General features: G+C 36.4%; 10 protein-coding genes and 1 pseudogene. 10 read left to right on the top strand and 1 reads right to left on the bottom strand.

Features of this window, described 5'->3' with window-relative positions; all coding sequences use genetic code 11:
- Positions 1-54 precede the first annotated feature (54 nt).
- Positions 55-1,371: pseudogene (locus tag CBX98_RS05175) on the bottom strand (MBL fold metallo-hydrolase).
- A 1,146-nt stretch (positions 1,372-2,517) separates the two neighbouring features.
- Between CBX98_RS05175 and wecA the strand changes: the two are divergent.
- The 10 genes from wecA (at position 2,518) to CBX98_RS05225 (ending at position 13,914) form a co-directional block, all read left to right on the top strand.
- On the top strand, positions 2,518-3,600 hold the full coding sequence (wecA, locus tag CBX98_RS05180; protein WP_109168718.1) for a UDP-N-acetylglucosamine--undecaprenyl-phosphate N-acetylglucosaminephosphotransferase: 1,083 nt from the start codon (positions 2,518-2,520) through the stop codon (positions 3,598-3,600).
- Positions 3,601-3,661: 61 nt separating this feature from the next.
- Positions 3,662-4,945 (top strand): UDP-N-acetylglucosamine 1-carboxyvinyltransferase, encoded by a 1,284-nt coding sequence (locus CBX98_RS05185; RefSeq protein WP_109168719.1) that lies wholly within the window; start codon positions 3,662-3,664, stop codon positions 4,943-4,945.
- Positions 4,946-5,067: 122 nt separating this feature from the next.
- A complete protein-coding gene (gene murB / locus CBX98_RS05190; RefSeq protein WP_109168720.1) occupies positions 5,068-6,009 on the top strand; it encodes a UDP-N-acetylmuramate dehydrogenase in 942 nt (313 codons plus the stop codon).
- A gap of 2 nt (positions 6,010-6,011) precedes the next feature.
- Positions 6,012-7,277, top strand: coding sequence for an oligosaccharide flippase family protein (locus tag CBX98_RS05195; protein WP_109168721.1), 1,266 nt, complete (start codon positions 6,012-6,014; stop codon positions 7,275-7,277).
- Between the two features lie 30 nt (positions 7,278-7,307).
- Positions 7,308-7,793 carry a PssD/Cps14F family polysaccharide biosynthesis glycosyltransferase gene (pssD, locus tag CBX98_RS05200; protein WP_109168722.1) on the top strand — a complete coding sequence of 162 codons (486 nt, stop codon included), beginning with the start codon at positions 7,308-7,310 and terminating at the stop codon, positions 7,791-7,793.
- Positions 7,780-8,247, top strand: a complete 468-nt coding sequence (gene pssE / locus CBX98_RS05205; protein WP_172605927.1) for a PssE/Cps14G family polysaccharide biosynthesis glycosyltransferase — start codon at positions 7,780-7,782, stop codon at positions 8,245-8,247. Before pssD ends, pssE begins: the two co-directional genes overlap by 14 nt.
- Before the next feature lie 3 nt (positions 8,248-8,250).
- On the top strand, positions 8,251-9,216 hold the full coding sequence (locus CBX98_RS05210; protein ID WP_109168724.1) for a glycosyltransferase family 4 protein: 966 nt from the start codon (positions 8,251-8,253) through the stop codon (positions 9,214-9,216).
- On the top strand, positions 9,210-10,343 hold the full coding sequence (locus CBX98_RS05215) for a hypothetical protein (protein ID WP_109168725.1): 1,134 nt from the start codon (positions 9,210-9,212) through the stop codon (positions 10,341-10,343). Before CBX98_RS05210 ends, CBX98_RS05215 begins: the two co-directional genes overlap by 7 nt.
- Positions 10,340-11,554, top strand: coding sequence for an O-antigen ligase family protein (locus CBX98_RS05220; RefSeq protein ID WP_109168726.1), 1,215 nt, complete (start codon positions 10,340-10,342; stop codon positions 11,552-11,554). The genes CBX98_RS05215 and CBX98_RS05220 overlap by 4 nt, the downstream gene beginning before the upstream one ends.
- A gap of 254 nt (positions 11,555-11,808) precedes the next feature.
- Positions 11,809-13,914, top strand: coding sequence for a YjbH domain-containing protein (locus CBX98_RS05225; RefSeq protein WP_109168727.1), 2,106 nt, complete (start codon positions 11,809-11,811; stop codon positions 13,912-13,914).
- The last annotated feature ends 67 nt before the right edge of the window (positions 13,915-13,981 follow it).

Genomic DNA, 13,981 nt, shown 5'->3' on the forward strand with positions numbered 1-13,981 from the left:
AACTATGTTTGCGATATATTATGTTGCCTCGAAATTAAATGATTATCTAATTCACTATATTACGCAGTTATATCCGAGGTTGATTAGTTTTTGATAAAGCGCTTTTTTCGAATCTTCCTCACCATGTATAAGGTGAACCTCTTTAGGAGGAGTAGGAATGGCAGTTACAAATTGTATTAAGTCGTTCATATCGGCATGCGCAGAGTAGCCTGACATCGTATGAACTTGAGCTTTCACTTTCACGCGCTTACCTTCAATCAATACACTTTCTTCTCCATCCTGGATACGCCGACCTAAAGTCCCTTCCGCTTGATAGCCAGCAAATAGAACATCATTTCTTTCATCAGGTAGTAAGGCTTCCAAATAATTGACGACACGGCCACCTTCACACATTCCGGAGGCTGCAACCACGATAGCGGCTTCTGATGTACTTGCGAGACGGTTAACGAGCTGTAAATGGTCTGCGTGGCTTTCGAGCGTAATGCATTGGTCAAACGCGAGAGGGTGTCGATGATGATCGAGTCACTCTTTCGCTTCAGATCCCCAAAGTTTTTTAAATTGGCGATAGGTATTGGTCACCTTTTTAGCCAAAGGAGAGTCGAGAATAATAGGCAGTGAATCTTGCAAAGCGTGCTCATGCATAAGCTGCTCTATATCAAAGAGTAACTCTTGGGTTCTCCCGACACTAAAAGCTGGTATCACAATTACGCCACCATCCCTAAGTGCGTGCTCAATAATAGAAAGTAATCGCCTGCTGCGAGACTCTACATCCTCGTGAGTTTTATTGCCGTAAGTCGACTCGATAAACAGGTAGTCAGCTTTTTCCGGTGATAAGGGATCCGGTAGGAGAGGTGTGTTGCGAGGTCCCAAATCCCCGGAGAAAACAACAACCTCTTGGTTTGATAAATGAAATTCAACATATGCTGAGCCTAAAATGTGCCCAGCAGGTTGAAAGCGAAGAGAAGTACTCTCTTCTATTTCTACCCACACTGAGTAAGGACAAGGACGAATAAGCGCTCGAATAAAATCGAGCACTTTCTCTCTTTGATGACGCTGCATACCCAATTGGAGCTTTAAACCATCTTCTAACATAAGCGGCACGAGCTCAGCGGTGGCTTCCGTACAGTAGATAGGGCCCTTATAGCCAGCTGCTAATAGCCAAGGCAGCCTACCAATATGATCGATATGAGAATGGGTCAGCACTACCGCTTTGAGATGAGCGATAGAAAAATCGATATCCCAACTCTGCTGCTGAGCATGGTCTTGGCCTTGTAGCAAACCACAGTCGATCAGCACACTTCCATTTTGTAACACGAGCTCGTGACAAGAGCCAGTAACCGTATTTTTCCCACCGTGGTGCAGTACTTTCATAACAAAACGACGCTTTTACCTTTGCTAGCTTACGCTTGAGAGTATCTATTTTACACATAGCCAAACCTCACTATTTGGCAGTGATTCGGTAAATCGCTCAGTAGGTATGGTAAGCAGGCAGATAGTGAATAAGTGAGCGTATTGTAGGCAAGCAAAATAGGAGAAAGAAAATGGCAAAACTGAAAGTTTAGAGAGACTTAGATATTCGTCATAAATTTGACTACGTTTCATTGCAACCGCTTGTGATGCAATTCATATTATTGCAACTATTTTCATTTAAGCTTTTGGAATCAGCGTCACTGGCTGTTTAGTGCTCGTTGGGTAAATGGGTGTCTGATAATTATAATTTTATAAAACACGCCACATTTATGACGGCATAAGTGTCAGAAAAAAGACATTTTTTTGTAAGCTTTTTACACGTTCTACTTTTAGTTGCAACGTGTTTACTATACAATTCGTCTCCTGTTTGGAAATGCAACCGTTCACATTACGTGCAAAAACTTGCTTCTAGGAGCCAGACCTAGGGGCGGTAGCGTGCCCAAATCACCGTTGAAGCCTCCTTCCTAATAAAAGAAAGAGGTCAAACTAAAGAATTTTCAATAATAATAAGCACCTAAGTGCATTTCTGGCAAGATTGATTTATAAAAAACGAGAACTATTACAAATTTATGTAATTCCCTTTTGTCAGAGGGATGCTCAAAGCTAACAAAGTGGCGAGCGAATGTTGGTTAGGCATAGGTTACAATTTAAATCTCCATTTCTCATACCTATCAAAACCAAGCACTAAGCGTGTAGAAGTAGTTAACTATCGACTCAAACCGTCAGTTAGCATATACAAGCTTTGTATTTGGCCTGCCTATAAAAAGCTGTGAACCCGTGACCGCCGTGAGCGAGTATCGGGGTGATTCAGTTACTTACATATTCAATATTAAAAATTAGCGTTTGCTGTGCGTTACAACCCATGTTGTCTAATGTGGTTTTGTCACGCCAAAAAATCACCTGCTTGTTCTTAGGTTCGGCTTATTCAGATATGAGCGAAAAAGAATCAGCAGTATCGGACCTGTGATGCAATGGAATCCGTAAAGGGAATCAGTCGGATGCGTTATAGATTTACTTCAAACTTATTTAATAACACAGTTGGCTATCATGAATAATGCATATTTATTTGTATTTATTTTGTCGTTCGTTCTACTTTTTGTTATGCGCAAGGTCGCCAAGCGCGTAGGTCTAGTAGATAAACCCAATGCAAGAAAGCTTCACCAAGGTGTGGTGCCACTTGTAGGAGGGATCTCCATTTTCTCTACTATACTGGTGGGGTTCCTTCTGTTCTTACCAATGAATGACAACCTATCACTCTACTTATCTTGTTCGGCTGTACTCATCGTGCTCGGCGCATTAGATGACTATTACGATGTAAGTTTCAAAATTCGCCTTATTATTCAAGCGGGAATATCCCTTGCGATGATTTACATCGGGGGCCACAGCTTACACGATTTAGGTTATCTAATGGGAAGCGAAACCATTGCCCTGAATGAAGTTACTGGCGCGGTGATCACCGTGATTGCGGTAATAGGTGCCATTAACGCATTTAATATGGTTGATGGTATAGACGGCTTGCTGGGCGGGTTAGCCTCGGTCACCTTTACAGCATTAGGTATTGTGTTTGCCTACAACGGAAACGAATACTTAGCCACGATCTGTTTATTGATCGTGACTGCGATGCTCCCTTATATCTTCCTGAACTTAGGTTTCCCACTAGGTCGTCGCTTTAAGATCTTCATGGGCGATGCAGGCAGTATGTTTATCGGCTTTACCGTGGTCTGGATGCTGATTCGCGGCACACAAGAGCCAGGAGCTGTAGCTTTCAAGCCAGTTACAGCGCTGTGGTTAATTGCCTTACCATTGATGGACATGGCAACCATTATGATTCGTCGCGTTCGTAAAGGTCAGTCACCATTCCAACCAGACAGAGAACATCTACACCATATTTGCCAACGTATTGGGCTTTCACCAGGTGCAACGTTAATTTTCATCTGTTCGATGGCATCGATTTGTGCCGCTATCGGCTTGTGGGCTGACTTTACTGATGTCAGTGAATCAATAATGTTTATTACTTTTTTGGTTCTATTTGGCTGCTATTTCTTTTTAATCTCTCATATTTGGAAGTTCTTAACATATTTTAATAAAGTGTTTAATAAAAACCTCCATATAAGAACGGAACTAAAGTAACGGTTTGATTTTAGGCTAGCGTTATTATTATTTTATAATTTAATTTTTTGGAAAAATTGAGATGACTTTATATAAAGATATACTTGAAGTTGAGGGTGGACAGGTCCCTAAAGGTATTGTAACTGTATCTGGAGCTAAAAATTCTGCCACACGTCTTTTAGCTGCTGCCACTATTTGTGACGAACCTGTGACTTTAACCGGGTATCCGACAAACTTAGTTGACTCAAAGCATAAAGAAAGATTCCTTAATAATAATGGCGTAAAGACTAAAATTGATGGAGACTCTCTATATATTAATTCTGAAGCTTATGAGCCACGTAAACTAGATGATTATTTCTACCCAATTCGAACAACATATCTGTTAGTTGCAGGACAACTCAAGCGATCTAGAAAAGCTTACATACCGTATCCTGGAGGGTGTAATATAGGCGCGAGAAAATATGATGTACATATATCTATTTGGGAAGAGTTCGGTTGTAATGTCGAGGAAAAGGAAAATTGTATAGTTGTAACTGCTCCTGAAACGATAGAGTGTTGTCAATTCGAGTTTCCTATCTCGACTGTTGGAGGAACAGAAAACGCTCTCTTAATGGCCTCTATAGCCAAGGGCACCTCTGTATTATCTAATGCCTATATAACTCCGGAAATAGAAGATCTAATAGAGTTTTTAAAAAGAAGTGGTGTGGAAATAAATGTAATTGGACAAAGTTATATTAAAGTCACAGGCTGCAATTTATTAAAAGGGCATACTTATCACGTATTACCGGATAGGATAGAAGCATTAACATGGCTAGTATATGGTGCAATATCCGGAGGGGATATTTTAATAAAAAATGTTCCTTTTTCCTCTATGGAAATTCCATTAATGTACCTTAAGAATGCTGGGGTCGATTTTTTTCAAAATAGCGATAGTATTTATATTGGTCCTTCTTGTATGGTGGATGGGCATGCTCATTCATTCGAAGTCGCATGTGGCACCCACCCTGGAATTATTTCGGATATGCAGCCTTTTTACGTGATGTTAGGGTTAATGTCTGTAGGTAAATCTAGAATTCATGATTATAGATATCCAGAGAGAATTAGCTACTTGTCCGAGTTACAGAAATTTATAAACTTAGAACTAGAGGCATCTGTTGGACAGATAACAACGAATGGCCCTGTGATATTTAATGCATCCGATGCTTCAGCAACTGACTTACGCGGTACTATGGCTGCGGTTTTAGCTGCATTATGTGCTCCTTCTGGAGTCTCCAGAATTACAGGAGTTTCAATGGCACTACGTGGATATAATGATCTCATTATTAAATTAGATGGTTTGGGTGTGAAAGTGAAATATTCTAAATAATTTCTTGTTCTTAGTTATTAAAAGTAAATATAAGTTTTCCCTTGACGGACTTTAACTATTAAGGGGGAACTTAATAAATTATCTTTCACATGGATTAGGTGTCGAGAATTTTCTCCTTAAAAATGAATATAAAAGAAAATGTTAGTCTTAGTTCTTTTTCTCATTGGAAAATTGGTGGTAAAGCAAAGTATTTATCAATAGTAAACAATGAAAAAGAAATTTTAGAGGCGATAGAGTTCGCTAAGGTGAGAAATTTACCTTGGTTAGTTGTTGGAAATACATCAAATTTATTGTTTTCGGATTCTGGATTTGATGGTGTCTTAATTAAACTAGATGGAAAGTTTAAAGATATAAGTCTTTCCAACGATGGGGTTGTAAACATTGGATCTGCATGCTTTACCCCAACTACTGTAAGGAAATTAATTGCTAAAGGTTTTTCTGGATTGGAACACTTAATTGGCATACCTGCCTCATTTGGTGGAGTGATCTATATGAATGCTGGTAGCCAAAGAAAGTCTATTTCGAGTAATGTACTCTCGGTATTATCTATTGATGAAAGTGGAAATATTATAGAGAGAAGAGTAGATAAATGTGCTTTTGATTATAGAGAAAGCTGTTATCAGTCATTGAATGAAATTATATTAAGTTGTAAATTGAAGTTACAGCCTGGATGCAAAATCGAGTTGAGAAGGAAGTGTCTCGAAATTCTTAAAGAAAGGCGAATGAAGTTCCCTCGTAAAGAGCCTAGTTGTGGTTCCGTATTTGTTAGTAATCCGAAAATGTATGAAACTATTGGTCCTCCAGGAAAAGTTATAGAAGATGTTGGTCTAAAAGGATATGAGTTTGGTGGAGCTCAGATTTCGGCCATGCACGCAAACTTCATAGTTAACCGAGGAAAAGCTAGTGCAATAGATGTTCTAACCTTAATTAACTTAGCATATAATGAAGTTTATCAGAAGACCGGATTTAGACTTAAGTCAGAAGCTATCTATATAACTAGAAGTGGAGAGCAATATAGAGCAGATATAGTTGCTAATAATCTAAAGAGATTTGTGGAGCTATAGTTATGGGCACCGATAGTTTTAGGAAAAGTATAGCTAGATTGATCGGTAGTTCGTTCCTTGCAAAAGTGATATCAATATCTTTAACTCCAATATTAACCAGACTGTACGAACCAGAAGATTTTGGAGTTTATACAGCAGCGATGTCAATCATGACAGTATGTGGAGGATTAATATCACTTCGGCTTTGTGATGCTATACCCATTGCAAAGTCCAAAAGACAAGCAAGAGGAATTACAGAGCTATCTATTTTAATTAGTTTTTTTTTGGCTCCAGTTTCATATTTTTTTGTTTCACCTTTCTATAATTCAAGTGAAGTCACGTTTAAATATATGGAAATATCAATTATCATATTTGGTGCTATATTGATTTCTGTATATGAAACTCTAACCTTTTACTCCGTTAGAAAGGCTGAATATAAAGTCATTTCCATAACTCAGCTGCAACAGTCAGTTGCTGGTGGAGGAGTTAAAGTACTAGGTGGCTTGATTGGAGCTAGCAGTATTGGCCTTATTTTCGGCTCTGCGTTTCAACAAGGCTTTGGCATAGTATATATGCTAAAAAAATATAAATTATTTAACAGTAGTTTAGATGTGTTTTGTCGAAAAAGACTGCTGTTAAATTATGCAATATTTAGGAAGTATAAAGAGTATCCTCGTTTTAGGTTACCATCTAGAACTGTTCTTGCTATATCTCAAGCATTACCAATAATATACTTTACGAAGGAATATGGTAATGAATCAGTAGGTTTTTTAGGGTTGGCAATGTCAATGATATCTATCCCTGCTACTATGATTATAGGCAATGTAAGAAAAGTTTATTACGGGGAAATATCTAAGATAGGATTGTCTGAATCACAAAGAATTATGTCTTTGACATTGAGTATAATAATGAAAATGCTAGGTTTAGCTATAGTTTTTTCATTGATTTTATTTTTGTTTGCGGAGCAAGCATTTTCCGTATTATTTGGTGATAATTGGATTGAGGCTGGGCTTTATTCTAAGGTTTTATCAATTCAAGTCGCAGCCAACTTTGTCGCTGGTCCAATTGTAGATGCATTTAATGTTATAGGTAAGGTAAGGTATTATTTCTATTTTAATCTCTTTAAACTGATACTTGTAGCTACTTCATTGTTTTTTTCATCTTTATTTTCTTTGTCTGAGATAGATACGCTGGTTTTCTTATCTATATCAGTAGCATTATATTATATTATACAATCTATATGCATACTTACTCTTATTGGTCGGTTGGGATATAAAACTTATAGATAATCAGTAATTTTTATTCTTTGAGGTTTTGTTTTGGAAAAGAAAGGTCGAGTGATAGTTTGTTTTGGTAAAGGTGGACATGAAGCTCAAGCACTACGCCTCGTAAAAAAATTAAAAGAACGAGATGGTAGACTAAAATTTTTTGCCTTTACTGATTCGGAAAATATTAGTGCTGATATTTTTGATAAATGTTATTTAGCTACTGAAGTTCGAGATAAATATGATGCGAAATTAATGAATATGATTAATGCATCTATAAAAAATATTAAAATTTCTTGGTATCTTGTTAGAAAAAATAATACAACAGGGATAATATCATGTGGTCCAGGTATCGCTGTTATCCCAGCTTTAGTCTTTAGGCTATTTGGGAAAAAAGTTATTCATATAGAAACATGGTCTAGGTTTACAACTAAGTCAATGGCTGGTGCCTTGATGTACTATTTATCAACAGACTTTTATATTCAGAATGAATCATTATCTGAATTATACCCGAGGGCTAAATATTGTGGAAGGCTTTAACATATTTGTTACGGTAGGTACAACTCCATTTCCATCTTTGGTCGAACATTGTAAGGATATAATTGTTAGAAATAATTGGAAGGCTGTTATCCAGGCGCCGGGATATGATTCCAATAATAATGTTCAATCTATAGAGTTTAATTCTTTCGTTAGTGATATTAATGAACTATATAATACTGCGGACTTAGTGATTTGTCATGCTGGGGCTGGCACATGTTATAAGTTGGCCGAATTAGGAAAAAGATTTATTGTTGTACCTAACTTAGAGCGTTCAGATAAACATCAATTAGATTTGGCTGGATATTTTGATAAGAAAAATTATGCTGTGGTTTGTTATGACTTGCTAGAACTTAAAAGTGCTATTAATAAGGCTATAGCCAATTCTTGGAATCCTAGCAAATATAATAAAGAAGAGTTTTTCTCTACAGATGAAATTATTTCTAAACTGGTATAGTAAATGAAAATATTAGTAATAACTAACATGTATCCAGACTCAAGAGGAAATAAAGGTATATTTGTAAAGGAACAAGTTGAAAGCTTAATAAGGTTTCATGGTTTAAACGTTGATGTATTCAACTTGGATAAACCTAAATTTGGTTTTTTTAGAAAGTATATATGTAATATTTTCCCTCTTGTCAAAAAAATATTTAAATATAATCCTAACATTATTCATATACACTATGGACTATCATTTTTCCCTGTTTTACTTCTACTGCCAATTATTAAACTTAAAGGTATTAAAGTAATTGTTACATTTCATGGCTCAGATGTTTTAGGTGGTTCAAGCTTAGTAAAGCTAATCAGCCAGTTAGCGTTTTATCTTTCTAATAAATCAATTGCAGTTAGTGATGAATTAAACGGTGTTCTAACTAATAAGCTAACAGAAAGCTCAAATAAGCTTTCTGTTATACCATGTGGTGTAGATACTGATTTTTTCAATCCTAATAACAGGAACATACAAACTAACGAAAAAATTATTATATTTCCCAGTAGCCCTGATAGGCCTGAGAAGAACTTTGATTATTTTCTAGATGTATTTACTAATATATCAAAATCCCACAATGTTAAATATAGAGCACTTGAAAACTTGTCGAGGAAAGAAGTCAAGGAATTGTATAGTATTTCATCTTTAATGCTTCTCACATCGGATAGAGAAGGCTCACCACAAGTTGTTAAGGAGGCCTATGCATCCGGATTGCCTGTAATTAGCCGAAATGTAGGTGATGTCGAGAGGTTAAGCCATATTTGTACAGGAGTTTATGTGGTTAATTCAAAAGAAGAAATGATAATTAAGGTTGGCGAAGTATTAAAAGCTTATGAATTGGAAGGCATGAAAAGTGATGAGACAGAAAGTGTATTTTTAAACACTTATTCAAATAAGATAATATCTGGAAAAATAATGGAGTTATATAAACAATGTTGACATTTTTAGCTTTCACTATGGACCAGGGAATTGGAGGACACTATTATAGTTTAAAAGCTCTTTCTGAACAGTATGTTGACTCAAAGGTAGTAATTATTGGTCATACAAAACCAAGGGTGAAATATGATAATCTTACTTTTATATCAATAAGAGATAATGGATATTGTGGTGCCTTTAGTTTATTATATAAAATAATAAATGTAAACGATACATTACATTGTTTTGATGAGCATTCATTTAGCTTTGCTAGAGTCGTATCTATCTTTAAAAATAATCCTTTAGTCCTTACTAAGTGTGGAGGTAAACCTTTACGTTACTATCCAAGGTGCTATTCTATATCAGTGTTTTCAAAAGAAGACCAAGAGCATTTTCATAATAAGAACGTTTCAAGTTATTTGATACCTAATAGAATCAATAGAAACGAAATTATGGCTCTTGTAAATGGAAGAACGAAGGATAATTTGTTTTTCGAGCGTTCCTTTGAAAGAAGAGCAATATGCATTGCCCGAGTTGGAAGAAAGTATCGTAAAAAAATATTATCGGCAATTAATCTAAGTTATAAACTGAAAAAATTAGGACATGATCTTAGTGTAGATGTTGTTGGTGTATTGGAGGATGGGCATGTCTTAAGTGAATTAAAAGACTTGTGTAATTATTTATCTATACAAGATCGAATATTTTTCCATACTGATAAAAAAGTTACGACGGATGCTGTACGCTGGTTACCTGATTTTGACTTTTCAATTGGTACAGGACGAGGTGCTATGGAAGCCATGTGCTTAGGTGTTCTCACACTAGCTCCAGTCTCCAACTTGGATATACCAATTTTTGTTGATGACAATACTTTTGGTTCTTTATTTGAAAAGAATTTCTCTGAAAGATCTGTTTCAACCCTCTCTGAGTCAGAAGCATTGACCAAGATATCTAATTTATTTACGAAGTCTGATTTTAATAAAGAGAGATTTTTCTATCAAAATATATTTAATGAATATTTTGATATATTGTCGGCACCAAAAAAATATGATGAAATATATTCAAAAGCTCAGCGGCAGAGTTTTTCTGGGATTGTTGATGTGTTTTGTAACTTCATTTACCTTAAGTATATAGAAAGGCAGAAGTTAAAATGACAACAGTTTTATGGGGTTTGCTCTCTCTTTTATGGTTATTAAAAACTATATTAGTATCATATGATTCTGTTGCGATTGGTATTATTGTTCCATTAATAATTGATATTCTTGTGATATTGTTTTTGGTTGGAGGTGACCATTTTAGAAACACGTTAAATAAAGGTGGGATTTTTAAGGTTTTAATTTGTGTAAACATTTTTTTGATTTTTTCTACTGCTATTGGTGTTATTCAAGGATATTCTTTACTTACGTCTGTTTCTACTTATATTAGGCTTGTTACTTGTCAATGTATATTTATATTCGGTTGCCTATCATACTCTATTCCCAGAGTTAGAAAATGGTTTTTTGTAGTCGTTTTTTTATCAGTATTTATACACTTAATTGCTGGTGCTCTTGGGCCTGTACTTGCTCTAGGAGCAGAAGAAATTGATGGTGTGGTAAGGTATTCCGGGTTGGCTGGGAAAATAAATATTTTGGCCAATTTTGCTCTATTTTTTGCTGTTTTATTTTATGTTTATTATGATTCATCAAAAAGTAATTTGACCCTGTTAGCATTCTTATTGTCTGTTTTTGTTGTGTTCGTTACAGGAACAGTAAAGAATGCTATTATTCTTATATTATTTATAAGTTACTTGTCTTTGGTAAAGTCTAATCGAAAAATCATTATCATTCCTTTATTTTTTATTATTATTGTCCCTATCGGTATATATATATTTCAACATACTTCTATCTCCGCTAGAGTGTCTGAATTTGTGGAAACAGGAATAAGTATTAATATTGAACAAGGAGAAAAAGTAGGGAACTCTTTTAACTGGAGGTTGATGCATTGGCGGTTGCTATTGTCTGACTGGTTTAATGAACATTTCTGGTTTGGAACTGGTTTAGGGCATTATGTGGTTTTGGATGCTTTAACAACTCAATCTGGTATTACTTTTGATCCTCATAATGATTGGATTAAATTTTTGTTGGAGTTCGGCTTTTTGGGTTTTCTATTTTTTATTTATTTCTTATGGAGATTACTACAGTTTACATTTTATCTTTCTAATAAAGATCCTCTATCGAAGGGTGTTTTTTACTCATTGTGTGCTAGTCTAATCGCCATGCTCTCTGCTAATGTGGTATATAGTTTACCTATATTTTATTATTTTTGGGCTTTATTAGGCTTTAGTTATTATAAGGGGTTAACTAATAACGAAGACAATTCCAACTAAGATGTATCATTAAAGCATATCATATGGTGATGCCAGTGTTTATATATGGCTAATGATTTAACCAAAATTATAAGTGCTTAGATATTGCTATTAACTAAAACTTATAAAGATACTCATTATGGACGATGAACTTGCTTAGTGCTCTACTCGGTATTTTATTAAAGTGATTTGGAAGTACCACATGCTAAAAGTAAGATAAGCTATTGAAATTGTAACTTTACTTAAGTGAAAACGTGAAATATTTGAATGAAACAATGATAAATAAAATTATAGCAGCTACATTGGTAAGTGGGACTTTATTTTCTTTCTCTCAATGTGCATATGCAGAAACTCCAGCTATCTTAGTAAAAGAATTACCTTCTAACCAAAGTTTTACTGGTTTGACTTTTATACCCAATGCCCAAGTTCAAAACTACGGGAGCTTTGGCTTTGACTTTGCACATGGGTTACCGCTTAGGAATAACGTCTCTGATATAGAGTCTTTAACGTTTTCTCTCGGACTAATCGAAGGGTTAGAGGCACAAGGCCGAATCGTGACTGAAGACTATAGTTCTAATGGGTTTGTTGTGGGGAGTGTTAGAGACCTATCAGCCTCTTTTAAGTATCAACTTCCTTTTTTTAAAGATTTTAATAAACTCAAGTTGGCAGTTGGCGTGCAAGATCTTGGAGGAGAGTTAAACTACTTTAATACGAATTATATAGTTGCTGACTACTCTTTCGATTTTGCTCCAGTTCGAATGTCGTTGGGGTATGGTCAGTCAGATATTCCGCTTGGTGTTATGGATGGCCCATTTGGTGGTGTTGAGTACCAACCATTTAATTTTATTCAGTTGGTAGGTGAGTACGACTCAGAAGAGTTTAATTCTTCAGTAAAAATTTTTACGCCAAAAGAGCTGCTCCCGTATGATATAACAGCTTCTCTTAGTTATCAGGTCTATTCAGGCCATGACACTGATACTAAAAATGTATGGAATGCCGCTTTTTCAATCCCTCTGATATCTGATTACACACGCTCAGTTAGCTTTTCTCAAAACGATATGTCTTTGAGAGATAAGCTTTTTGTAGAACAGAAGAAGTTTCAAGATGCTTCGATCTCAACTTTGGTGAGTGCGTTAAAAAACGAAGGTTTCGTTAATGTTCAAGTGGGGTTAGTCAATGGTAGAGTCGTGGTGGCTTTAGAGAACCGTCGATACAACCATAATCAAGCAGATGGATTAGGTGTAGCTCTGGGGATTGTATCGAGTCATTTTGGTCAAAATGCAGCGCAAGATATTGGCGCTGTATCGGATCAATTTGAACTTGTGATGCTTGCCAACCAAAAACCAGTGGTCAGCGTTTTGTCTGACGCTAACTGTTATCAAAGTTTTGTCAATGGTAGCGCATCTTGTGATGACATTCAGTTTATCACGCGCGACTTGTCGGAAAGATTAGACATGGTTGATTGGAAAACGGAACGAGTCAATTCAGGCACTTTAGATTCGCAGATCGTATTTTCCCCTATGGTAAGGCATGGCGTAGCAACCGAGTACGGTGTGTATGATTACTCTTTTGCCATGTCCAGCAACTTATACACCTACCTATGGTCTGGCGCGGCAATAGATGTTCGTCATATTTTACCTTTAGCAGAAAGTGATGATTTTGAAGAGGGTGGGTATTTCGAAGACAGCGTATACGAGAACGAGATTGAGCGTGCAATGGTACATCAGTTCTTCCGTTTGCCATATGTCGATATAGCCAACCAAGTATCTCTAGGCTTGGTTAAATCGGACTATATCGGTGCGCGTAGTGAATCAGCTTGGTTCTCTCAATCGGGCAACCATTGGTTGGGATTAGAGATGAGCTATTTCCAACATCAAGACGAAAAAGACAAAAATGGTTATGCGAACCCAGATCGCCAAACCTTTTTAACTCGTTACACATTCTCTATGCCAGAGTGGGATTGGCAGTTTAACGCAACTGCTGGCGAGTTTTGGAAAGGGGATGTTGGCGCAAAATTCACGACATCACATTGGTTTGAAGATATAGAAGTATCCGCAAGTTATCAGGTGACGAAGTTTAACGATACAGACGAAGAGCAGTTTGTCACAGTGTCGGTAAAGCTGCCATTAACGCCATGGCGTGATATGTCGCCGAGTGTGATACAAGTTCGTGGTAACGAGGCTTATGATTTCAACGTTACGACACGAGTTGGCAATGATTATAATTACTTAGCGGCAGGCCAAGGGGATGAACTTGTGATGGATAATAGCATGCTTCGTCGCTACTTTAACCGAGGCCGTTATGGTCAAGAGTACTTTGAGCAGAACAGGCAGCGCATCCGCAACGCTTATTTGCGTTACTTGGGTACTCAATTGAATTAAGTTGTGTTGCTAGTTAGGCTTTGAGTTAATCACTGTACTCTACCGAGAGTGCAGGTGTTTTGATATG

Origin of the sequence: Vibrio sp. T9, assembly GCF_003123985.1 — a bacterium.
In the GTDB taxonomy this organism is placed as follows: Bacteria; Pseudomonadota; Gammaproteobacteria; order Enterobacterales; family Vibrionaceae; genus Vibrio; species Vibrio diabolicus.

What these genes read in the sequence shown, in the direction of transcription:
- CBX98_RS05210 (WP_109168724.1), top strand. Translation starts at nt 8,251, where the DNA reads ATGAAAATATTAGTAATAACTAACATGTATCCAGACTCAAGAGGAAAT.
- CBX98_RS05215 (WP_109168725.1), top strand. Translation starts at nt 9,210, where the DNA reads ATGTTGACATTTTTAGCTTTCACTATGGACCAGGGAATTGGAGGACAC.
- CBX98_RS05195 (WP_109168721.1), top strand. Translation starts at nt 6,012, where the DNA reads ATGGGCACCGATAGTTTTAGGAAAAGTATAGCTAGATTGATCGGTAGT.
- CBX98_RS05185 (WP_109168719.1), top strand. Translation starts at nt 3,662, where the DNA reads ATGACTTTATATAAAGATATACTTGAAGTTGAGGGTGGACAGGTCCCT.
- CBX98_RS05225 (WP_109168727.1), top strand. Translation starts at nt 11,809, where the DNA reads ATGATAAATAAAATTATAGCAGCTACATTGGTAAGTGGGACTTTATTT.
- CBX98_RS05220 (WP_109168726.1), top strand. Translation starts at nt 10,340, where the DNA reads ATGACAACAGTTTTATGGGGTTTGCTCTCTCTTTTATGGTTATTAAAA.
- wecA (WP_109168718.1), top strand. Translation starts at nt 2,518, where the DNA reads ATGAATAATGCATATTTATTTGTATTTATTTTGTCGTTCGTTCTACTT.
- murB (WP_109168720.1), top strand. Translation starts at nt 5,068, where the DNA reads ATGAATATAAAAGAAAATGTTAGTCTTAGTTCTTTTTCTCATTGGAAA.